The 22,258-nt window shown below is 69.3% G+C and carries 17 protein-coding genes and 1 pseudogene; 6 read left to right on the forward strand and 12 right to left on the reverse strand.

Annotated elements, in window-relative coordinates; translation table 11 throughout:
* Positions 1–73 precede the first annotated feature (73 nt).
* Positions 74–871, reverse strand: a complete 798-nt coding sequence (locus R2S09_RS29720) for a WecB/TagA/CpsF family glycosyltransferase (RefSeq protein WP_316744377.1) — start codon at positions 869–871, stop codon at positions 74–76.
* A gap of 59 nt (positions 872–930) precedes the next feature.
* Positions 931–1,929, reverse strand: a complete 999-nt coding sequence (locus tag R2S09_RS29725; RefSeq protein WP_316744378.1) for a UDP-glucuronic acid decarboxylase family protein — start codon at positions 1,927–1,929, stop codon at positions 931–933.
* A 184-nt stretch (positions 1,930–2,113) separates the two neighbouring features.
* On the opposite strand from R2S09_RS29725, the gene R2S09_RS29730 reads away from it, so the two are divergent.
* The 3 genes and pseudogenes from R2S09_RS29730 (at position 2,114) to R2S09_RS29740 (ending at position 4,394) form a co-directional block, all read left to right on the forward strand.
* The gene (locus R2S09_RS29730) at positions 2,114–2,773 is read left to right on the forward strand and encodes a sugar transferase (RefSeq protein WP_316744379.1); all 660 of its coding nucleotides are present in this window, start codon (positions 2,114–2,116) and stop codon (positions 2,771–2,773) included.
* 139 nt (positions 2,774–2,912) lie between these two features.
* Positions 2,913–3,256 (forward strand): annotated as a pseudogene (locus R2S09_RS29735) (helix-turn-helix domain-containing protein); the annotation flags it as partial.
* Positions 3,257–4,160: 904 nt separating this feature from the next.
* Positions 4,161–4,394 carry a hypothetical protein gene (locus R2S09_RS29740; protein WP_316744380.1) on the forward strand — a complete coding sequence of 78 codons (234 nt, stop codon included), beginning with the start codon at positions 4,161–4,163 and terminating at the stop codon, positions 4,392–4,394.
* A 147-nt stretch (positions 4,395–4,541) separates the two neighbouring features.
* Here R2S09_RS29740 and R2S09_RS29745 read toward each other — a convergent pair whose 3' ends face one another.
* Both R2S09_RS29745 and R2S09_RS29750 read right to left on the reverse strand, forming a co-directional pair.
* Positions 4,542–6,317 (reverse strand): DUF4012 domain-containing protein, encoded by a 1,776-nt coding sequence (locus tag R2S09_RS29745; protein WP_316744381.1) that lies wholly within the window; start codon positions 6,315–6,317, stop codon positions 4,542–4,544.
* 110 nt (positions 6,318–6,427) lie between these two features.
* A complete protein-coding gene (locus tag R2S09_RS29750) occupies positions 6,428–6,919 on the reverse strand; it encodes an LPXTG cell wall anchor domain-containing protein (protein ID WP_316744382.1) in 492 nt (163 codons plus the stop codon).
* 369 nt (positions 6,920–7,288) lie between these two features.
* Between R2S09_RS29750 and R2S09_RS29755 the strand changes: the two genes are divergently transcribed.
* A complete protein-coding gene (locus tag R2S09_RS29755) occupies positions 7,289–8,869 on the forward strand; it encodes a polysaccharide biosynthesis tyrosine autokinase (protein WP_316744385.1) in 1,581 nt (526 codons plus the stop codon).
* Positions 8,866–9,420: a low molecular weight phosphatase family protein gene (locus tag R2S09_RS29760; RefSeq protein ID WP_316744387.1), complete on the forward strand. Its 555-nt coding sequence runs from the start codon at positions 8,866–8,868 to the stop codon at positions 9,418–9,420. Before R2S09_RS29755 ends, R2S09_RS29760 begins: the two co-directional genes overlap by 4 nt.
* Before the next feature lie 60 nt (positions 9,421–9,480).
* Here the strand turns inward: R2S09_RS29760 and R2S09_RS29765 are convergent, their stop codons facing one another.
* The 8 genes from R2S09_RS29765 to R2S09_RS29800 form a co-directional block, all read right to left on the reverse strand.
* Positions 9,481–9,657, reverse strand: coding sequence for a hypothetical protein (locus R2S09_RS29765; RefSeq protein ID WP_316744388.1), 177 nt, complete (start codon positions 9,655–9,657; stop codon positions 9,481–9,483).
* A gap of 373 nt (positions 9,658–10,030) precedes the next feature.
* The gene (locus R2S09_RS29770; RefSeq protein ID WP_316744390.1) at positions 10,031–11,245 is read right to left on the reverse strand and encodes an SGNH/GDSL hydrolase family protein; all 1,215 of its coding nucleotides are present in this window, start codon (positions 11,243–11,245) and stop codon (positions 10,031–10,033) included.
* Positions 11,242–13,614, reverse strand: a complete 2,373-nt coding sequence (locus tag R2S09_RS29775) for a glycosyl hydrolase family 95 catalytic domain-containing protein (protein WP_316744392.1) — start codon at positions 13,612–13,614, stop codon at positions 11,242–11,244. The genes R2S09_RS29770 and R2S09_RS29775 overlap by 4 nt, the downstream gene beginning before the upstream one ends.
* Before the next feature lie 57 nt (positions 13,615–13,671).
* Positions 13,672–15,498: a CBM35 domain-containing protein gene (locus tag R2S09_RS29780; protein ID WP_316744394.1), complete on the reverse strand. Its 1,827-nt coding sequence runs from the start codon at positions 15,496–15,498 to the stop codon at positions 13,672–13,674.
* 46 nt (positions 15,499–15,544) lie between these two features.
* Positions 15,545–16,468, reverse strand: a complete 924-nt coding sequence (locus R2S09_RS29785; protein WP_399144967.1) for a carbohydrate ABC transporter permease — start codon at positions 16,466–16,468, stop codon at positions 15,545–15,547.
* Positions 16,465–17,388: a sugar ABC transporter permease gene (locus tag R2S09_RS29790; RefSeq protein ID WP_316744396.1), complete on the reverse strand. Its 924-nt coding sequence runs from the start codon at positions 17,386–17,388 to the stop codon at positions 16,465–16,467. The genes R2S09_RS29785 and R2S09_RS29790 overlap by 4 nt, the downstream gene beginning before the upstream one ends.
* A 23-nt stretch (positions 17,389–17,411) precedes the next feature.
* Positions 17,412–18,725 carry an ABC transporter substrate-binding protein gene (locus R2S09_RS29795; RefSeq protein WP_316744397.1) on the reverse strand — a complete coding sequence of 438 codons (1,314 nt, stop codon included), beginning with the start codon at positions 18,723–18,725 and terminating at the stop codon, positions 17,412–17,414.
* Positions 18,726–18,743: 18 nt separating this feature from the next.
* Entirely contained in the window at positions 18,744–19,919 is a 1,176-nt protein-coding gene (locus R2S09_RS29800; RefSeq protein WP_316744398.1) for an ROK family transcriptional regulator, read from the reverse strand.
* Positions 19,920–20,097: 178 nt separating this feature from the next.
* On the opposite strand from R2S09_RS29800, the gene R2S09_RS29805 reads away from it, so the two are divergent.
* Positions 20,098–22,230, forward strand: coding sequence for an alpha-galactosidase (locus tag R2S09_RS29805; protein WP_316744400.1), 2,133 nt, complete (start codon positions 20,098–20,100; stop codon positions 22,228–22,230).
* Positions 22,231–22,258: the final 28 nt, after the last annotated feature.

The raw sequence follows: 22,258 nt of genomic DNA on the forward strand, positions 1-22,258 counted from the left end.
GGAGAGGGGATGGAAGCCATCACTCCGTCACGGTGTTGTTGATTCGTTTTCCCTATTTGCTCGCGCTACCCGGTCACCCGCGGCTCATGGCCTGACGCATCACTCCTTGAAGGAACTGGACGTTACCGAACAGATAACGCCGCCATAGGCGACGCGGCTCGCAGCCTAGGCGGAACGCCCACTCCAGCCCGCTGCGGCGCATCCACGGCGGTGCCTGCGGCTTGGCGCCGGCGATGAAGTCGAAGGCCGCGCCCACCGCCACGGACACGACTGGCAGTTCGGTGCACAGTTCGGCAGCCCAGCGGTCCTGTTTGGGAGTGCCGAGTCCGACCCAGACGATGTCCGCGTCGGCCGCACGGACGTCGTCGCGTTGCCCGCACAATTCCGCTGCGGTCAGCGACCGGAAGGGTGGCGAGCAAGTGCCGGTGATCAGGGCCTGCGGAAAGCGGCGCCGCAGCTCTCCGTGCAGGGCGTCCAGCACGTGCGGAGTGGAGCCCAGCAGGTAATGCCGCAGTCCGGACCGCCGGCCGAGCGAGATCACGTCCAGCAGGAGGTCCGGTCCGTAAACCCGGGTGGCCGGCAGGACCGTGCCGCGGTGGAGCAGGCGGTTCGCCCAGACGACGGGCTGCCCGTCCGGAAGGTTGACGGTCGCCGTACGGAGGATGCTGCGCAGGTTCGGGTCCCGGTCGGCGAGTGCGAGCGTGTAGGCGTTGCACAGGTGCACGTCACCACGGGGGACCGCGTCGGCGGCGCGGCGTACGGCCGACGCAGTCGTGTGGCCCGCGCCCCGGGCCGCGCGGATGCGCCGAGCCAGATCCACGACGTGCTGGGCGGCGCTCTCCGGTGTGTGGGCGGTGATGGGGACGTTCATGCACTGGACCACGGGGGCCGTGTGCGGGCCCAGCGTTCCTTCGGTCCTCTCTGGAGCAGTCATGAGCGGGCCGAGACGGTCAACGACGAGGGCACGGCCCCGTTCTTGCGCTCGGCGAGGTCGCTGGAGGCCAGGCGGAGTCGGAAGTCGTTGATGGTGTCGCGAAGGCCCTGTTCCACCGGAGTCACGGGCTCCCAGCCCAGCAGCTCGCGGGCCAGGGTGATGTCCGGGCGGCGTCGTTCCGGGTCGTCCTCGGGCCGTGGAATTAGCGTGATGTCCGAACTCGTCTGGGTCAGCTTCCTGATCCACTCCGCCAGTTCGAACATGGAGACCTCGTGGGGGTTGCCGAGGTTGACCGGGCCACCGTGGTCGCTGGCCAGCATGCGCAGCAGTCCGTCGACCAGGTCGTCCACGTAACACAGTGACCTGGTCTGGCTTCCGTCACCGGACACGGTGATCGAATCTCCGCGCAGTGCCTGGCCGACGAAGGTGGGGATGGCCCTTCCGTCGTCCACACGCATCCGCGGACCGAAGGTGTTGAAGATGCGCACGATCTTGGCGTCGACACCGCGGTGTCTGCGGTAGGCCACGGTCAGGGCCTCACCGAAACGCTTGGCCTCGTCGTACACCGAGCGGGGCCCGACGGGATTGACATTGCCCCAGTAGCTCTCCGGCTGCGGATGAACCTGCGGGTCGCCGTAGGACTCGGAGGTGGAGGCCAGCAGAAACCGGGCACCCTTCGCGGCGGCCAGGTCCAGGGCGTGCCAGGTGCCGGCCGAGCCCACACCGAGCGTCTCCAGGGGCAGCCTCAGGTAGTCCACGGGCGAGGCCGGTGATGCCAGGTGGAACACGATGTCCACGGGGCCGGGTACTTCCAGGCCCTCGGTGACGTCCCGTTCGTCGAGTCGGAAGTGCCGGTCGTCCCTGAGGTGTTCGACGTTGCGGGGGCTGGACGTCACGTAGTTGTCCACGCAGACGACGTCGTGGCCCTCACGGAGCAGCCGTTCGCACAAATGGGAACCGATGAACCCGGCTCCACCCGTCACTACCGCACGCATGCAGGTCCTTTCGGCCACGCCGTCCAAAGCCGGACGGGGGCAAGTTGCAGTGTTTGCTTCGCTAAATCTGGCATATGTCGTGTATCTATCTATTAGTCAGTCATGAAGTGATTGAGGCATTGAGTCCTTCTGACATGCCTGTAGACAGGGACATTTCACCTGTTCAACCCAAAGGAGGCACGAGATGGCGGTATCCGCTGTAGAGGCGGCTCTCCACGGGGCTGCATTGCGGCGGCACTCACCGTGGACGGACCGAGCGATCAAGCGCACCATCGACCTGGTGGGAGCTGCCGTTCTGCTCCTGCTACTGGCTCCGCTGCTCCTGGCGGCCGCTGTTGCCGTGAAGGTCGACACGCCAGGCCCCCTTCTCTTCCGCCAACGGCGGACGGGGTGGCGCGGGCAGGAGTTCGAGGTCCTCAAACTGCGTACCATGCGAGTCGGGGCCGAGAGGATGCGGAAAGCCATGGCGGCTCACAACGAGTCGGACGGGCACCTGTTCAAGGTCCGTGACGATCCGCGTGTGACTCCGGCCGGGCGCTGGTTGCGCCGCTATTCCCTGGACGAACTGCCGCAGTTGGTGAATGTGCTGAAGGGGCAGATGTCCCTGGTCGGTCCCCGGCCGCTGCCGGTCGAGGACTCGGCGTTCACCGGGGTGGCACGCCATCGCCTGCAGGTGCGGCCAGGACTGACCGGACTGTGGCAGATCAGCGGCAGGTCCAGCCTGCCCTGGAAGGAGGCCCTGCGCCTGGACCTGCAGTACGTTGACACCTGGTCCCCCAAGCTGGACCTGGCGATCCTCTTCCGCACGCTGCCTGCGGTGCTGCGAGGTGACGGTGCCTACTGAGTCGACGGCCCGGGCTAGCTGTTCTGTCTCGGGAGGTTGTGGACAGGTGAGGCAGGTCTCGGCTGTGGGATCTTGAACGGGTGAGGGCCTTCCGGGTTCGGTGTGGATTGCGACGTCTACACCAGCCAGAAAGGCCCTCGTGCTCCACCGTAATGCACCCCTCACCGAGACTGGCCGCCTGCGCCTGGCCCGATGCGTGGCCCGAGGACAACTGGCCCCTCAGACGTGCCGCGGAGCGTTTCCAGGTCTCGCCGACCACGGCCCAGCGCTGGGCCAACCGCTACCGGCGAGCCCAGCCGAACCCCGACCCGCACCGAACGCCGGATCATCAAGGTCCGCATCCTGCGCCGCAGGGGACCAGCCCGCATCGCGGGCCTGCGGCGCCTGAACCCGGCTACGGTGCACCGCGTGCTGACCCGATTCGGCCTGGCCCGGCTCACGCACCTGGACCTGGCCACGGGCCGGGTCATACGCCGCTACGAACGCGACCGGCTGGCTTTGACGCTTTGAACTCGCCCCGTTTTCCGGCCTGAGTCGGCCCCGCCCGCAGGGGCCTACGGGAGCGTTCGGGGGTTGTTCCGGTTTCGTCCCACCCCACTCGGCCGAGTGGGGTGGGACCGTCGCGGTAGGCCACCGCGAGGGGGCTATGCCGGGTGGAGTTGTCCAAGGAAGAACTGTTCTTGCGGACCCGGCGGGATTCGTGGCACGAGGGGCTGTCGGTTCGGGCGCTCGCCCGTAAGTACCGGGTGCACGCCGGTTGGTCCGTGAGGCACTGGTTTCACCGGTACCTCGGCCGTGGAAGACACCTGTGCGGTCCTCGCCGCGGCTGGAGCAGTTCAAGAAGACGATCGACGAGTGGCTGCTGGACGACCTGCGGGCGCCGCCGAAGCAGCGACACACCGTCAAGCGGATCCTGACCCGGCGTGATTCGGCACAACCGACCGGGCATGGACGCGGAGGTCGACTTCGGCGAGGTGTGGCTGGACCTGATCTGCGAACGCACCAAGTGTTACGTGTTCGCCTCCCGGCTCGCCTACTCGGGCAAGGCGGTGCACCGCATCACGGTCTCCTGCGGGCAGGAGGCGTTCCTGGACGGGCACGTGCACGCGTTTCGGACGCTGGGCGGGATCCCGGGCGGGCAGATCCGCTACGACAACTTGTCCCCTGCGGTGTCGCGGGTGATCCACAAAGGCCAGTCGCGGAAACGGGGGGAACATCCGCGGTGGGCGGACTTCCAGCGCCACTACGGCTCGACCCCGTTCTCCTGCGAGCCGGGACGGCGCGGGTCCCATGAGAAGGGAGGGGTGGAGGGGCAGGTCGGCCATTTCCGCCGCACTACCTCACCCCCGTCGCGCGAGTCGACTCGCTCGACGAACTCAACGCCGCTTTGGCCGAGTTCGAACTGGCCGAGGAGAATCGCCGGACCGGGATGCGGATCCGCACCATCGGCCAGGACTTTGCCCACGAAGCCGCTTTGTTGATGCCGCTGCCCGCGGACTCCTTCGAGACGGGCATCGTTTCCACACCGCGGGTCGACCGCTGTGGCATGGTTGCTGTCCGGGTCTGCCGCTACTCGGTCCGCCGGGCCGGATGGATCTTCCGCCCACTGGGACGTCACTGACCCGGCCGTCTCGCTGACCGGCGGAACTCGTCACGACGTGACACAGTCGCCGCCCCGGCCGGACGCGGTACCGCACATCCGCAGGGACCGCGTCCGGCCGGGGCACCGGCGCACTCAGGAGCACGACGGCCCGCCCGCCCCGCCGGCTCAGACACCGCAGGCACGCCCGGGCTTCAGCGTGGCCCGCAGCGGTGTCGCAAGCGGCTGCCGGAGCAGGATGGGGGTGCCGGTGGCGTGGGGTTCCAGGAGGTGCAGGACCAGGGTGCGGTGGGAGCCGGCGGGAAGCTCCATGTCCACCGTGTACACGGGATGGCCGCGTTCGACACCGGGCGCGAGCATCGCCGGGCGCCCGTCCACGGTTGCGCCGGTTAGGTCGGCGCCGACGCCTGCGTAGTACGACACCAAGAGTCGGTTGTCTCCGGGGCGGGTTGGGTAGGCCGGGTGATCCTCCCGTAGCGTGACGTAATCGGGTAGGCCGGAGGCCGGGGCCCGGTTGGTCAGGGTCACGGTCACCGTGACCGCGCGGCCGCCGCCCGGGCGGCATTCGCCCGCTTCCCAGACCATGCTCCGGTCGAGGTAGTAGTCCAGCTTGGAGCCGGCCGCGTTGTTCACCACCAGCCCGGCGAAGGGGCCGGGTGTGTCCGGGAGCGTGCCCGAGTAGGGGCGGGATTCCAGCAGGCGTTGTTCGTTCGCGTGGGCGCTCCAGATCTTCAGCCGTCCCGCCCGCTGGGCGTCGTTCACGGCGACGAGCAGCGCCGGCAGTTGGTGGCTGTCGTGGGCCGCGGCGATCAGCGGCCCGGCGGCGGCACGGGCCGCGTCGACGAAGAACGCCTTGCGTCGGGTGACGTCCTTGTAGCGTGCGTAGCTGGCCTGCTCGGTGAGGTTCACGACGTTGTCGGCGGTGAGCTCGGTGCCGTCGGTCATGCGCGCCGGGCCGGTGACCCTCAGGAAGCGGCTCAGTGTGACCGGGTCGACGGCGATCGCTCCGTCCACCTTCTCACCGGTGTGCTCGCGCCACGCCGCGGCCCAGATGCGGGCTGCGTAGGGGAAGTGCGGGCTGATGTTGGAATTGACCCATACATGGGTGGGGTCGCTGCTCTGGTAAAGGGCGTCGAAGTCGGCTCCCAGGTCGACGTTCGCCTTCATCCTCGCCATCTCGGTGTCGTTGCCGAACCGCTCGAAGGACAGGCGGCCGTGGTCGGCCCGCAGGACGGCGAAGGCTCCCGGCAGGCCTCCGGTGCCTCGCGCTTCGGCGAAGTTCTGGAAGGCCAGGAAATAACGTCGTTCTCCCTGTGTGCCGAGCATGGGCGGCAGGATGCGGGCCGCCACCGAGGCGTCGGTCATCACCGGGTCGAGACGGTCGAGTTGTTGTTGGAGGCCGGCACGGGCCCGGTCGGCCGCCGGCAGCCAGGTCGACTTGGGCAGGGCGTGCACGTCGGCCCGTACCTGGGTCGCGGTGCGTGCGGCCCGTTCGATCTGTGGTGCGTGCTTCTGCAACGCCTCCAGGGCCTGGGCCATCCCGTTGCCACGGCCGTCCGGTGCCGGCTGCGGCATGGCCTGAACCAGCGAGGTCAGCACCGTGCCGGTCAGTCGGTCCACCGCGTACGCGGCGCCGCGCACTGTTCGAGCCGGGTCGCCGAGAAGGGGCAGCATGGCGGCGGAGTACCAGGCCGGGCCGGTGGTGAGGCGGTGCGCGCGAGCCGCGTGGGCGGCTGCGGAACGTACCAGCCAGTCCAGGGCGGATGCGGTCGCCACGCCTGAGGGGGAGGCGGTCACCGACGCGGACGTCCCCGACTGCCGCAGGGTGTCGAGGTCCCGCTGGGCCGCGATCAGTTCCGAGCGGGCGAGCAGTGCGGTGACAGCGATCCAGACGGCGCCGACCAGCGGAAGCGCTGCGGTGACCAGCAGGGCGCATCTGAGCATGAGGCGGCGGCCTGGTGCTCGATCACGAAAGCGGCCGGGCCGGGGAACACGGACGGCATCCCGGCCGGGGCAGGGATGCCGTCGTACCTGCGTGTGGATGTCTTGCTCCGTCATGAACTGCGGCGACGGCGCGCGGCCACCACCGTGCCGGCGCCCATTACGACCAGTGCCCCGGCAGCGCCGACCAGTGCCATGGCCTTCTCACTGCCGGTCTGCGCAAGGGACGGGGGCTGCTGGTGGTGGCTGCCCTGCTCGCCCGATCCGCCATGGGAGTCGGACGCGTAGTGTCCGTGGCCCCCACCGCTGTGTCCGTGGTGGTGAGAATCACCGTCCTCGTCACGCAGCACCTTGATGCGGGCGGTGAGCTCCCGACTCGGGTTGCGGGCGATCAGTTTGAAGGTGTGGTACCCCGCCGTGATGCGTGAGGGGATGGTCACGGTCTTCTCTGTCAGGGTTCCCGTCGCGTCGGCGGTGAACCGGCCCAGGACGATCTCGCGCGATGCCACCACAGCGGTGACCGTCTGCCCGTTTTCGAAGCCTGACGCGCTGAAGGTCAGCGTGCCTCCGGCGGTCACCGTGACCGGGCTGACAGTGAGACACACGCTGGCGGGGTACGCCGTGCACTCAGACTGCGCGTAGGCGGTCTGAGCCCCCATGAGCGGTACGGCCATGAGCACGGCAGCTGATGCTGCCGATGCCAGGGCACCCCGTCGTCTAGTCGATGTCCTCATCTTCTTCACTCTCCTCGGCTCCAGTACCGGTCAGCTGTAACGTGGCCCGCCATCAAGATCCAAGTACATGGAATACCTACATAACTGGAATAAATGCGACATTCTGGCATCGGTGGGCGTGGCTGCGGCCAGAAGCCACCGGATGGTGCAGCGTCCGCGCCCTGACACCCCGTTGCGACCACCTCCGCGCGAGGCGGGGTGGGGTGCGCCGCCGGTGTCGTTCGACGGCCCGCCACGAGGGTGGCTACCCCGGCCGAAGCGTGTGAGCCCCTATGGTCGACCGCGTACACAGGGAACAGAACATCCCGTTTTGGATGGTTCTCTCGGTTCTATGAGGGATACAGCTTGGACCTCCACGGATTCCTGAAGGCTCTTGCCAGACGCTGGCCGACCGTCGCGGTCTGCCTGGTTCTCGCGGTCGGGGCGGCGCTTGCCGTGACGAGCTTGAGCACCCCCGCCTACGAGGCGAGGACGCAGCTCTTCGTCGCCACCCACACCGGGGAAGACTCCGCCCAGCTGGCCCAGGGTCAGAGCTTCTCTCAGGCACGAGTGCAGTCGTACGCAGAAGTAGTGACGAGTCGTCAGGTAACTGCGCCCGTGGTGAAGCAGCTGGGCCTGCGCATCACACCGGAGCAGCTCGCATCCCAGATCACCGCCGCGGCCCCGCTCAACACCGTGCTCATCGACATCACCGTCCGCGACACCGCGCCCAAACGCGCTGCGCGCATCGCCAACGCCGTTGCCCAGCAGTTCAGTTCGGTCGTCGAGCGGCTGGAGACGCCCAAGCGACCGGCTGACGCCAAGCGGTCCAAGAAGAGCCGTACGAGCGGCGACACGCCCGTCTCACCGGTCTCCCTGGGCGTCACCCAGGAGGCCGTCGCCCCCACCGATCCGGTCTCGCCCCGTCCGCTGCTGAACCTGGCAGCGGGCGCTTTCGGCGGCCTGCTGCTCGGAGCCGGCGTGGTCGTTCTGCGCGAGACGCTCGACACCACCTTCAAGGCGAGCGAGACGCTCGGCGAGTACACCGCGCTGCCCACCCTCGGCACCATTCCTTACGACAAAAACGCCCCCAGGCGGCCGCTGGTCGGCACCGACGCACACTCCAAGCGCGCCGAGGCCTTCCGCAAGCTGCGCACGAACCTGCAGTTCTCGCAGGTCGACGACCCGCCGCGGATCATCGTGGTGACCAGCTCGGTGCCCAATGAGGGCAAGACCAACACCGCGGTCAACCTCGCCCTCTCGCTCGCCGAGGCCGGTGTTTCCACCTGTCTGGTGGACGGCGACCTGCGCCGCCCGTGCGTGGCGGCGACCTTCGGCCTCGTCAAGGACGCGGGTCTGACCACGGTGCTCATCGGGCAGGCTCGTATCGAGGACGTGATGCAGCAGGTCGCGGGCGGCCTCTCGGTGCTCGCCAGCGGTGCCGTACCGCCGAATCCGACGGAGCTGCTCGCCTCCGCACGCATGAAGGAGGTGCTGCGGGACCTGGCGGACACGTACGAGGTCGTGATTGTGGACACCGCACCGTTGCTGCCGGTCGCCGACACCATCGGGCTCGCCTCGCTCGCCCAGGGGACGCTGCTCGTCGTACGGGCCGCGAAGACCAGTCGCGACCAGGTGCGCACCGCCGCGGACTCGCTGGGGCGGGTGGGCGTCCGTGTCCTTGGCACCGTGTTGAGCATGGCTCCGGTTCCCAAGGGCAGCCGCTACGGCCGCTACGGCGTATACGGCTACGGCCAGTACGGGGAGCTGCCCGCGCCGCGCGCGTCGGCGCCCGAGGAAAAGGCGGCCACGCCCGGGGCCCGTGGGACAGGCGAGAAGTGAGCCGGATCCTGTTCGTCTGCACGGGCAATGTGCACCGCTCCGTGCTCGCTGAGCGGCTACTGGCGGCGAGGCTTCCACTCGATTCGGCCTTGGTACCGGAGAGCGCCGGTACGGAGGCATGGCACCGCTCCCGTATGGAGGAGGCCACCAGGGCGGTGTTGGAGGAGCTTGGCGGGGACGGCTCCGGCTTCACCTCGCGCCCCCTCACGGCGCAGCTCGTGGCAGGCGCTTCGCTGGTCCTCGGGCTCGCACGCGAGCACCGGGAGGCGGCCGTGCGGCTCGCGCCGTCGGCCATGCGACGCTGTTTCACGCTGAAGGAGTTCCTACGGCTCGCCGACGGGGAGGGACCGGGAGCCGCCGGCGGTTTCGCCGCCGTGGTCGCGGCCGCGGCCGCCCGCCGGGGGGTCGCCTCACCGGTCCCGCCGGCCGAGGACGACATCGCGGATCCCTGGGCCAGGCCACGGCAGGAGCTGTACGAGTGCGCCCTCGACATCGACGGGGCAGTAAGCGGGCTGGTCCGTCTGTGGGAGCGCAGCGGGGCGGCCGTCTGAGTCGGCAAAGCCCGTCGGCCACCGTCAGCGCTGATTGAATGACCAGCGGCTCGTCGACGTTCACGGTCCGCGCGTGACGGCGCGGACCGTGTAGGAGTCGAGGTCCAGGTCGGAGCTGATGTCGCGCAGTGGGCGGCCTTCCGCAAGAAGAGCCTGGACGGCACGGCGGCATTCGCGGATGATGGTGACGATGCGGCGGGGCCGGCCGCGGAGGTGGCAGAATCCGTCCCGCGCCATCGGTGGCGGCGGTGGTTCCAGCCACCCCAGCCCTTGTCCGAACCCAGTCACCCGCCGGCATGTCACAACGCGTTGGTGGCCGGCTCAGACACCGCCAGCAGCACCGAATCAGCCCCGTCGACTGCACGTCCTCCGCGGCCTCGGCCGACACGGTCATGTCTGTCATCAGGTGTCACTTCCTGCTTGAAGATCCACTGTCGGCTGACAGACCCCGCTCCGGGGCGACCACGGAAGTCCCGGCAATCCGCACCCGCATCAACGGGGTGGTCCCCATCCTCCGGCCTCTCCTGCGACGCTGCCCGTAGCCCGCGCAGGACGCGGGGTTACGGGACCGTCTGGCATGGCATGGCATGGCGGGGCCGGGCCGGGCGGCTCAGCTGGGCCCGGATGCGCAGTCGACGCCTGTGAGGTCCACGGCGTCGGCCATGGCCTGCATGCCCTTGTCGTTGGGGTGCAGGTGGTCGCCGTTGTCGAAGAACGGCAGGATGCGTTCGTGGTCGTACGGGCTGCGCAGCACGCGGTCGAAGTCGGTGACCGCGTCGAAGGCTCCGCTGTCCCTGACGAACGCGTTCACCTCCTGGCGCAGGGCCTCCGCCGCCGGGTCCCATTCCGACCAGCCCTTGAAGGGCCCGACGGTGGCACCCACGACGCACTTTCCGGCCGCGTGGGCGCGTTCGATGATCTTCCGGTACCCGGCGATCATGTCCTGGGAGGTCACGCCGGTGTGGGCCTTGATGTCGTTGACACCCTCGAAGACGAACACCGTGCGCACGCCGGGGTGGGACAGCACGTCCCGGTCGAGCCGGTTCAGTGCGCTCTGGCCGGCACCGTCCGCCAGCACCTTGTTGCCGGAGATGCCCTCGTTGGCCACCCCCTTCACCGTCGTGGTGCCGGACTTCTGCAGCCGGCGGGCGAGGTAGTCCGGCCAGCGGCGGTTGAGGTCCGTGCTGGACTGCCAGCCGTCGGTGATGGAGTCGCCGAGCGCCACCACGGCTCCTGTGCCGAAGGATGCCCGGATGGTCACCGCGTCCAGGTAGAACCAGGAGCCGATGGTGCTGCCCCAGTTCTCCGCGCTCTCCTGCGCGGTGTGGTCGCCCTGGGACGTGTACGACGTCTGCATGGCCATGCCGTGCCCGGTGGCCGGACCCGCCGCGTCGGGACTGTGCACGCTGATCACCAGGTTGGTCTCGGCGGGCACCCGGCCCGGCAGCGGGTCGCTGGAGACAGTCGCACCGGCCGGCACGGTGGCGGATCGCGCTCCGCCGAAGGTCAGCCTCCGGTTGGTGCCGCGCACCAGCTCGGCGCCGGCCGCCTGGACGCCCGCGTAGACGCTGTCGAACGTCACGGGCCGGTCCCCGAAGGCGTTGGAGAGCCGGATGCGCAGGTCGCCGCCACCGACGCTGGTGTGGACCACGAGCCGGTATCCGCGGTCCGGCACGCCCTCCCCCAAGCGGTCGGCACTGGCTCCCCAGGTGATGACCTCGTTCCCGGTGGGTGCGGTCCGGGCCGTCGCGGGGGCGGCCGGTACGGACAGGGCGGCGACCGCAAGAGCGACCAGGAAGGGCACCCGGCTCCGGCGGGGCCTCATCGGGTGAACCCCTTCAGCGTGACCGACTCGCCCGGCGCCAGCCTCACCGTCCGCGACACCCCGCCGAACACCACAGTGGTGGCACGGCCGCCGACGCTGCGCAGCCGTACCTCCGTCGGTGTGCCCTTCCGCCATCGCAGGTCCATGACGAACCCGCCGCGCACCGGCACGCCGTCGAGGGAGCCGGACGCGGCCCAGGCGTCGGGCAGCGCCGGGAGGAGCTGGATATGCCCGGGGCGGGAGTACACCAGCATCTCGATCATCGCCGCCGGTGTGCCGAGGTTGGCGTCGATCTGGAAGATCCCGCGACCCTGCTCGACCTGGTAGATGTCGAAGAGGTTGAAGGCGGTGCCGTTGCTGCCGTCGGTGGAGGGGCGGAGGTTGTTGGTGACCAGCTGGTACGCCTTGTCGGCGTTCTTCAGCCGGGCCCAGCACAGGGCCCGCCATGCGTTCGCCCAGCCGAAGCTCTCCGTTCCGCGGGCGGTGAGCAACGCGGTGGCGCCGTCGACGATGTCCTTCGGGGTGGAGCCGTCCGGGCGGATGCGGTCGCCGGGAAAGAGGCCGGCGAGCGGGGACAGGTGGCGGTGGGTGGTCTCGCCGAGGTTGTCCGGCGACATCCACTCCTCCAGCCAACCCGACTTGGGGCTCACCTGCGGCAGGTACAGCTTGTCGCGCAGACCGGCGATGGTCTGCGCGTAGTCGGCGTCCCTCAGCAACACGGCTGCGGCGTCCGCGTAGTTGCCGAAGAGCGCCCATACCTGTTCCTGGGCGTAGGTGATGCCCTTGGCGTCCAGCGGGCCGTGTTCGGGCGACCAGTCGCTGTCGGCGATGAGTACCTCGCGTGAGGTGCCCGGCAGGGTGGTGGGCAGCAGCCTGGCTTCCCAGAACTCGCAGGCGCCCTTCAGCAGCGGGTAGATCCTGGCCAGATACTGACGCGACTGGGTGTACTCGTAGTGCTCGTACAGGCTGTTGCTCAGCCAGGCGTTGCCGGCGGGGTGCCACCACCAGCCGCCTCCGCCCCAGGGGTTGGTGGAGATCGCGACCGTCCAGCCCGCGACCCTGCCGGTGGAGTTGCGGTAGCGGTTGCGCGGGTCGTTGAACAGGCGGTGGGTCAGGTCGGTCCAGGAGGGCAGCTGGGCGAGGCAGTAGTCGGTGAAGGCGTCGAAGCATCCGGACAGGCCCGTCCGGTCGGCCATCCAGTAGTTCATCTGGATGTTGATGTCGGTGTGGTAGTCGCCCATCCAGTCCGGGTCGTTGCCGTCCAGCCACAGGCCCTGCAGACCGAGGGGAAGGCTGCCGCGTGAGCCGGAGATCATCAGGTAGCGGCCGTACTGGAGGTAGGCCGCTTCGAGTTCCGGGTCGGGTACGCCGTCGCGGGCCCGTGCCCGCAGGCGCTCCCAGGTGTCCAGCGAGCGCTGCGCGTCGGTGGACGTGCCGAGCGTGAGACCGAGCTGCTCGTACAGGCGCCGGTAGTCGGCGACGTGAGTGGGCAGCAGCACGTCGGCGGAGTGCCGCGCGGCGGCGGCCGCCTTGTGGCGGGCGAGCCCCTCGGGGTCGAGGGAGGGATCGCGGTAGTGGGTGCCGGCGTCGGTCGTGTAGTTCGTTCCGCCGCTGAGGACCACCGTGAGGTCGGTGCAGCCGGTGAACTCGATGTGCGGGCCGTTGACACGGACCCGGCCGCCGCTGCCGTAGGCCTTGATCGCCGCACCGTAGCGCAGGCCGTTGGGGAGGACGGCTCCGAAGGACTCGGCGCTCGTGGGCTTCTCGCCGTGCGTGCCCTCCAGGGTGACGGTGCCGGTGTAGCGGCCACCGCCGCTCTGGGTGAAGTGCAGGACGATCGCGTCGTCGGGGCGGCTGGCGAAGATCTCGCGCCGGTAGGTGACGCCGGAGTGGACGTAGGTGCTGGTGACCAGGCCCTGGGCGAGGTCGAGGGTGCGGCGGTAGCCGTTGACGGCGGACAGGTCGTGCTCGGGTATGTCCACCGCGAGCCGGGCGAGCAGGGTGAAGGACCCGAAGTCGGCGCGCCCGTAGGGGAACTGGCCGTCGGCGTCGAGGGTGTCGTTGAGGCCGCCGGTCCACATCGTGGCGTCGGTGATCAGCAGCAGCTCGCGGCCGGGGTCGTTGCTCGCGAGGGCGCCGAGGCGGCCGTTGCCGACGGGCAGCCCCTGCTCGATCAGGGAGTGCTCGTCGCCGGGCGCCTGCCACCAGAGCTGGTCGCGTGGGGAGGTGGGCAGGGGTGAGGCGGTGGGGCGCCGGGGCGCGGCGGAGGCGGTGAACTCGGGCAGGCCGCCCAGCGCCGTGGTCAGGCCGGCCGTCGCGGCGAGCGACAGCACGGTTCTTCTGCTGGGGTCGGTCGGTTGGGGGTTCATGGCTCGGCTCCAGAAGTCTGAGCGGGGGCCCGGCCCTCGGGCCGGCCCCCGCGGATGTCAGGAGGACTTCGGTACGTCGATCCGGTCGATGTCCGGCGCGTAGCCGGAACCGCTGTCGAAGGTGATGGTGTTGGCACCGGCCTTGAGGGTCACGGGGACATGGACGGTGTTGACGGTCGCCCAGTCGCCGGTGGAGGGGAACTTGTGGCTGACGGCGCCCCCACCGTTGGCCGAGACGTTGGCCGATCGGGCGTCACCGCTGACGTAGGCGACCTTGATCTGGTAGGTGCCGGCCTTGTCGACGTGGACGTCGTCGATGGTCAGTCTGCCGCCCTGGTAGAGGTTGCCGACCTTCTTGCCGCCGGAGCAGGCCGGGCAGTCGGCGACGGAGGCGTTGCCCGAGAGGGTGTTTGTGGTGGCCTCGGCCTCGATGCCGGACCAGGTGAGGGGTCGGCCGTCGGGGGTGACCCTGAAGAGGCGGGATCCGTGGGCGGGGAGGGCCTGGGTGACCTTGTCGGTGTAGGTGCCGAGGTTCTCGTGGTTCCACAGGTCGCGGAGCTTGGCCTTGCCGGTGAAGCCGAGGGTGGACCAGTGCGCGGTCACCGAGGCGGGCTTGTCGGCGAGGTTGAACAGGGCGACGGTGTAGGTGCCGTCGGGGTTCATCGCGGCCCACACCTGCTGCGGGTCGGCTGCGGTGACGGGCGCGGCGGGTGGGGTGCCGCCCTGGTTGACGGCGATGACCTCGGTGTTGGTGAGCAGGGACAGGCCGTAGGAGTCCAGCTTGGTGAGGTCGTCGCCGGTGTACAGCGGGGACTTGGCGATGGCCCAGAGGGTGGCGTAGGTCTGCCGCTCGGCCTTGGTCAGGCCATCCATCTCGCCGTTGCCGATGTCGAGGGAGTCGAGGTCGTTCCAGCCGCCGGGGCCGGCGTGCCGGGTCCATGCGGGGGCGTCGTCGAAGCGGTCGTCGACGGAGTTCTCCCAGCTGACGAGAGTGTTGCAGTAGCACTCGACGTCGGTGTCGATGCGCCAGCCGTTGGAGTACTTCTTCCAGTCGGCGACATGCCCGTAGTCAAGGGACCAGGAGACCTCGAGGTGGATGGGACGGCCGGTGGCCGCTATGGCCTTGCGCCAGGCGGCGACGTCGGCAACGTTGTCGTACTGGTCGCCGCTCTTGCCGGAGCCGGGGCCGACGCCGTCGAGCTTGAGGAAGTCGTAGCCCCAGCCGGCCAGCAGCTGGGCCTGGGAGTCCACGTACTTCTGTGTGCAGGGCTTGGAGAAGTCGAGCTTGTAGGAGCTGTCCCATCCGTTGGTGGTGCGCAGGTCGCCGTAGACGATGTCGGCGGTGGTGCAGCCGTCGGCGTTCCAGATCGGCGTCCTGCCGTCGCCGTACGCCTCCTTCTCCAGGCCGACGGGCAGGTAGATGCCGGCCTTGAGGCCCTTGGCGTGGACGTCGTCGGCGACCGCTTTCATGCCGCGGGGGAAGCGGGCGGGGTCGGCCTGCTGTCGTGCGTACGAGTCGAACTCGGGCCTCCAGGTCTTGTCGCGCCACCAGCCCGCGTCGATGTTGATGTACTCGTAGCCGTACTTCTTCAGTTTGGCGGCGAGTGCGTCGGTCTGCTTGAGGACGTTGGCCTCTGTGAGGTAGCTGTAGTCGCCGTCCGGGTTCAGGCCTGGGTATTTCGAGGACTGCATGCTCCAGCTCGACCAGCCCATGTACGGCTTGGCGGCGACGGCGGTGCTCTGCGTGGAGTCCTGGGCCTGGGCCGGGGTGGCGGTCTGGGCACGGACCGCGGGGGCGGCGGCGGCCGTGCCCGCGGCGAGGGCCAGGACCACCAGGGCTCTCAGGGCGCGTGCGGGCATGACGGAGTACGAGGATGACCGCATGGGTCGGACCTCCTGGGATGGTTTCGGTGGGGGCGAACGAGGGGGCTCAGCCCTTGCCCGAGCCGATGGTGAGGCCGCTGATGAACTGGCGCTGGAGCGCGAAGTACACCAGCAGGGTGGGGATCGCGGTCATGAGGGCGCCGGCCGCGATCAGGTTGGGGTTGGTGAAGTACTGGCCCTGGAGGTTGGCCAGCGCGGAGGTGATGGGGCGCTTGTCACCCGTCTCGATGAGGGTGAGCGGCCAGAAGAAGTCGTTGTAGATCCAGATCGACTCCAGCGTCGCCAGGGCGGCGAAGGCCGGGCGGCACAGCGGCAGGATGATCTGGAAGAACTGGCGCCACACCTGGGCACCGTCGACGACCGCGGCCTCCGAGATCTCCTTGGGGATCGTCTTCATGTAGTTGCTGAGGACGAAGGTGCAAAAGCCGCACTGGTAGGCGATATGGACGACAATGATGCCCCAGGCGGAGTTGTACAGCAGCAGCGAGTCGCTCATCCACTCCGGGAGCGGGGTCAGCAGGTACAGCCGGTACAGCGGGGTGATGAGGACCTGCGCGGGCAGCAGGTTGCCCGCGGTGAACAGCATCAGCAGCGCGATGTTGAAACGGAAGTCGAAGCGGGAGACGAAGAAGGCTACCGCCGCGGAGAACAGCAGGGTGCCCAGCACGGAGGGAATGGCGATGAGGAGGGAGTTGAGGAAGAAGTGCGGCATGCCGGACTGCGTCCAGGCGTCGGAGTAGTTCTCCAGGCTGATGCCGCGCGGCCAGGAGAAGTAGCCGTTCTTCGCGGTGTCCCCGTACGACCTCAAGGAGGTGTAGACGGCCCACAGGAGCGGGATCAGCCACAGCAGGGAGACGCCGGCGAGCAGGATGTGGCGGCCGGTGCCGCGCCTCGGACGTGCGGGGCCGTCACGTACGGACCGGCGTGCCGACGGCGTCCCGGTGGGCGGCCGCACCGCGGTCGTGGTCACTGGTCCTCCTTGCGGAAGGTCTGGACGAGGAACGTGCCGATCGCGGCGAGGGAGACCAGGAGGAGGACGACGGCGAGCGCGGATCCGTAGCCGATGTGGCTGGACTCGCCGATGATGTTGTCCGTGATCAGCAGGGACAGCAGTTCCATGCCCGGTTTGCTGCCGACGCCGCCGCCGAGGACGTAGACGATGTCGAAGGCGCGCAGGGACTCCATCACCGTCACCACCAGGATGATGACGTTGACCGGTTTCAGTGCCGGGAAGATGACGCGGAGGAAGGTCTGGCGGCCGTTGGCCCCGTCGAGCGAGGCCGCCTCCTTCAGGGCCGGGTCGAAGCTCTTCAGGCCGGCCAGGTAGAGGATCATGATGTAGCCGGTGTGCCGCCAGGCGGAGGCGATCAGGACGGCCCACAGGTTGAGGTCGGGGTTTCCGAGCCAGTCGATGTGGTGGGGGGTGCCGGCTGCCCCGAGCACGCTGTTCAGCAGTCCGGTGTCCGGGTTGTAGATGATCTCCCAGATGAATCCGACGACCGCCAGGGAGAGCACCATGGGCAGGAAGATCGCGGTCTGGTAGATCCTGGTGAAGCGGATCTTCTTGTCGAGCTGGTAGGCAAGGAAGATGCCGAACGGGGTGGGCAGCAGTGCCGTGAACAGCAACCAGACGACGTTGTGCCGCACCGCCGGCCAGAACGGCGGGTAGTTGGTGAAGATCTGGTGGTAGTTGTCGAACCCGGTCCAGTGGATGTCTGTGAGGTCGATGCCGTCCCAGGTGGTGAAGGACAGGCCCACGGAGGCGAGTGCGGGCAGCCACACGAAGACCAGCAGCGCGAGGACCGGAATGCCGATGAGGGCCGCCAGGAACAGGCGGTCACCTGTGCTCAGGCGGCCGGGCCGGTGGGGCGCGGTGGGTGGAGGGGACACGGTGAGGGCCTTTCCGGTCCGGGTCAGGCCGTGAAGAATCGCGCGCGCTGCGATTCGATCTTCTTCAGTGTGTCGGCGCCGTCGTCCGGGTGGCCGAGCCACTGGGTCAGTCCGGGCAGGACGACGGTGGAGACGAAGCCGGGGTCGCTGTCGCGGTCCGCGAACTGGCTGATGTGCTTGGCAGACGCGATGAGTTCGGCGGACTTCTTCTGCAGAGCGTTGTACGAGGACGTGCTCGCCTGCTCGTTGACGGCGAGGTTGCTCGGATCGACGCCCATGTACTGCTGCTCGGCCCGGGCGCTGCCCAGGAACTCGAGGAACTTCTTCGCGCCGTCCTCGTTCTTGGGCCTGCGGCTGAGCATGAAACCGTCGGTGGGCGCCTCGACGGCGTCCTGACCGTGGGTGGCGTCGATCTCGGGGAAGGGGAAGAAGTCGATGTCGGCGCGTATCTTCTCATCGGTGATCTGCTGGCCGACGAAGAGACCGATGACGGCCATGCCGGACTTCTTGTCGATCAGGGACTGCGCCGCGTCCTGCCAGGAGCGGCCGCCGGCGCCGCTCTGGTAGTAGGGGGTCAGCTCGCGCCAGAGGTCGAGGATGCGGGCAGTACGCCTGTCCGTCCAGGAGACCTGACCGCGCATCAGCTGCGTATGGAAGTCATAGCCGTTGGCGCGCAGGTTCAGGTAGTCGAAGGCGCCGAGGACGGACCAGCTGTCGCCGCCGCCGTAGCCGGAGGCGATGGGAGACAGTCCGTCCCGCTTCATCCGCCGTGCCAGGGCGACGAACTCGTCCCACTTCTGCGGGATCCGGTAGCCCCGCTCCTGGAAGAGGCTCTTGCGGTAGAACACCGCCCACGGGTAGTTGTACAGCGGCACGAAGTAGTACTTGCCGTCCTCGCCGCGGGACAGTTGCTTGGTCGCCTCGCTGAAGTTGCCGCCGATCTTCTCCCAGACGTCGTCGATCGGGGAGCACAGCCGCTTCTTGGCGAAGTACTGCATGCGGTAGCCGGCGAACCAGGTGAAGACGTCGTCCGGGGTGCCCTGGAGGTAGCTGGTGATGGACTTCTGGAAGGTGTCGTGATCGACGGTGTTCGTCTTGACCTTCAGGCCGGAGTCCTTGGTGAACGCCTGGGTCACCGCCGCGTAGGCGGACTTGGGCGTGGCGTCGGCGCCGTTGGAGCCGAAGGTGACCGTCTTGGGGTCGGACCCGGCGCCCCCTCCGCAGGCGGTGAGGGCCGGCGCGGCCAGGGCGGCCCCGCCGATCGCGAGCACGCTGCCGACGACTCTGCGGCGGCCGGGACCACGCGCAGCCAGGGGTGTGCGGCTCTGCTGCGTCATTCTCGCTCCTCGTGCGTGTCAGTTCAGGTCTGAGGTGATGAAGGACTGGATGGCGGTGGCGGCGGCGCCGCGCGCCCACTCCTCGAAGGGCAGCGGGCGGGTGTGGACCTCGCATCGGGCGGCGGAGCCGAAGGCCGCCGCGGTGAACGCGTCGCGGATCTGCTCGGCGAACAGGTCGTAGGCGGCCAGGCCCTCGCCGGAGATGATCACGCGCTCGGGGCCCAGCAGGTTGGCCACCGTGGCGATGCCTCTGCCGATCGCCGCCCCGGCCTTCGCGTAGACCGCGCGGGCGCCCGCGTCGCCCCGGTGGGCTAGGTCGACGGCCGCGGCGGTGTCGGCGACGTCGATACCGGTCACCTCGCGGACCTGGGCGACGATCGCGGAGTCCGCAGCGATCGCCTCCACGCAGCCACGGTTGCCGCAGTGGCAGGGAGGGCCGGCCGGGTCGACCGTGACATGGCCGATCTCACCGGCGACGCCGTGCGCGCCGGCTACGACCCGGCCGTGCACCACGAGACCGCAGCCGATGCCGGCGCCGACCGTGACGACGGCGAAGTCGGACAGTCCCACGCCGTCGCCGAACCACTGCTCGGCAACGGTGAGGGCGCGTACGTCGTTGTCCACGGTGACGGGCAACCCGCACGTCATGGCGGCGAGTTCGGCCAGTGGAACGTCGCGCCACTCCAGGAAGGGCGAGTAACGCACAGTGCCCTCGGCCCGGTCCACGTCGCCGGAGACGGCGATGCCGAGTCCGAGGACCCGCACGCCGAAGCCGTCGGCCTCGGTGAGCAGCTCCCCCACCAGCTCCGCGGCCACGTCCAGTACCGGCCCAGGCTCCCGTCCGCGCAGCGGGACGCGCCGGGCGACGCGGATACGGCAGCACAGGTCGGCGAGCACCCCGATGATCTCGTCGCCGGTCACCTTCAGACCGATGAACAGGGCTCGCCCGCCGTCGACACGGACAAGGTTCGCCGGCCGCCCGAGCGCGGGACGCGCCTCCTCATTGGCGTCCTCCACCAGGTACCCGGCCTCGATCAGCGGCCGGACGGCCTTCGTCACGGCGGCTGGGGACAGGCCGGCCCGCCGTGCCACCTCCAGCCTGGTGAGGGGGCCGTGGGACAGGACGGTGGTGAAGATCTGTGAGGCGGCCGGCGTGTTCGCCGGGAACGCCTCGACACGGGAGGTCGACGGCATGGCCGGGAACCTACGACCCATAATTTCCGCTGTCAATGAAAGAAACAGAACTTGCCAAAAACTCTGGCACCTGCACGTCATGCCTTCAAAACGTCGCTCTCCGACGGGGGTTGACACCTGATCAAGAGACCCGCTTGGCTCTCCTGTGCATTCGCTGACCCTCTGATCGTGAGGTCCCATGCCGCTCATCTCCCGCTCCCCGGACACCGGGGTCTGGCTGCTGACCACCTCGCACACGTCCTACGCGCTGCGGATCGACGACAGTGGCGCGCCCTGCCATGTCGCGTGGGGGCCACGGCTGACCACGGCGGAGGCGGACGCGCTGGTCGTCCCGGCGGGGAACCTGCCCAGCAGTTTCGAGGGCCGCCCACCGGTGGGCGAGGAACTGCCGGTCGACGGCGGCACCCGCTACGGGCCGCCGTCGCTGCAGGTGCGTCGTCCCGACGGCTCACGCGGTTTCGAATGGCAGCCCGCGGATCACCGCGTCCTGACGGACGTGCCCGGCAGCGCGGAACTCGTCCTGGAGTTCCGTGACCGGCTCTATCCCTTGTGGGTCGCCCTGCACTACCGGGTCCGCGAGGACACCGACGTGATCGAGCGCTGGACCGTGCTGCACAACGCCGGTCACGAGCACCTGGAGCTGCCTCGGGCCGACTCGGCCGCATGGACGCTGCCGCCCCTGGCCGGCTACCGGCTGAGTCACGTCACGGGCCAGTGGTCGGCCGAGAGCCAACTGCGCCGGGATCCCCTGCCGTTCGGTGAGATCGTGCTGACCAGCCGGCGCGGCATCACCAGTCACCATGCCAACCCCTGGGTCATGCTCGACAGCGGGACGGCCACCGAGGACCACGGCCCCGTGTGGAGCGCCGTCCTCGCCTGGAGCGGAAGCTGGCGCCTGACCACGCAGGCCACTCCAGACGGACGCACCGGCGTCACCGGCGGGGTCGGCCACGACGGGACGTGCGTGCCACTCGCTCCTGGGGAGGAATTCACCACCCCGGTCTTCGCTGGCCTCTACAGCGACGGCGGCTTCGGGGCCGCGAGCCGCGCCTGGCACGCGTACACCCGGGCCCATGTCCTGCCGCACGCCGGGGAGTCGGCCCCCATCCTGTACAACTCCTGGGAGGCCACCGGCTTCGACGTCGACGAGGCCGGCCAGAAGGCCCTGGCCGAGCGCGCCGCGCTGCTCGGGGTGGAGCTGTACGTCGTGGACGACGGCTGGTTCGGGGCCCGCCGCAGCGACCGGGCGGGCCTGGGCGACTGGTCCCCGGGGCCCGACCGGTTCCCGAACGGCCTCGGCCCGCTGGCACAGGCGGTGCACGCACTCGGCATGCGGTTCGGCATCTGGGTCGAACCCGAGATGGTCAATCCCGACAGCGACCTGTACCGCACGCACCCGGACTGGGTGCTGCACGTGCCGGGCCGCGAGCGCACCGAGATGCGCAACCAGCTCGTACTCAACTTCGCCCGCCGGGACGTCGCCGACTGGGCACACCACTGGCTGACCCGGCTCGTCGCCGACCACGGTATCGACTTCCTCAAATGGGACATGAACCGCGCGTTCGGCGAGGCCGGCTGGCCCGAAGAGAGCGACGGCAACGACCGGTTGTGGACACGGTACGTGGCCAACCTCTACGACGTCGTCGACCGGCTCCGCGCCGACCACCCGCACCTGCGCATCGAGACCTGCAGCGGCGGCGGAGGCCGGGTGGACCTGGGGATCCTCTCGCGGACCGACCAGGCGTGGGTGTCCGACAACACCGACGCAGTGGACCGCCTGGTGATCCAGCACGGCTTCAGCCAGGTCTACCCGGCGCGTGTGATGTCCGCGTGGGTGACCGACGTGCCCAACCAGCTCACCGGCCACTCGGTTCCGCTGCGCTTCCGCTTTCATGTCGCCATGGCCGGCCTGCTGGGTCTGGGAGGCGACCTCACCCACTGGTCCGAGGAGGAACTCGCCGAGGGAGCCGCGCTGGTGACGGCGTACAAGAAGGTGCGCCACCTCGTCCAGCAGGGCCGTCAGTACCGGCTCGGCGAGCCACTGGGTGACGGACCCACAGCGGTGCAGTACCTTGCCGAAGACACCGATGAACTGCTGCTGCTCGCCTACCGGCGCAGCCCGCGCCACGGCACACCTCTGCTCCCCGTCCGCCTGCGCGACCTGCCGGCGGGCGCCCGCTACCGCGACACCGAAACCGGCGCGATCCACTACTCCACGGTGCTCACGGAGTACGGCCTGCACCTCGACCTGCCGTCCGGAGACTGGGCCAGTACGGCCGTGCATCTGGTCCGGGTGCCGGACGGGGAGTGACGCGCGGGCATTGACGCCGGCAGCCCCT

Source organism: Streptomyces sp. MK7 (genome assembly GCF_032658145.1).
In the GTDB taxonomy this organism is placed as follows: Bacteria; Actinomycetota; Actinomycetes; order Streptomycetales; family Streptomycetaceae; genus Streptomyces; species Streptomyces spiralis.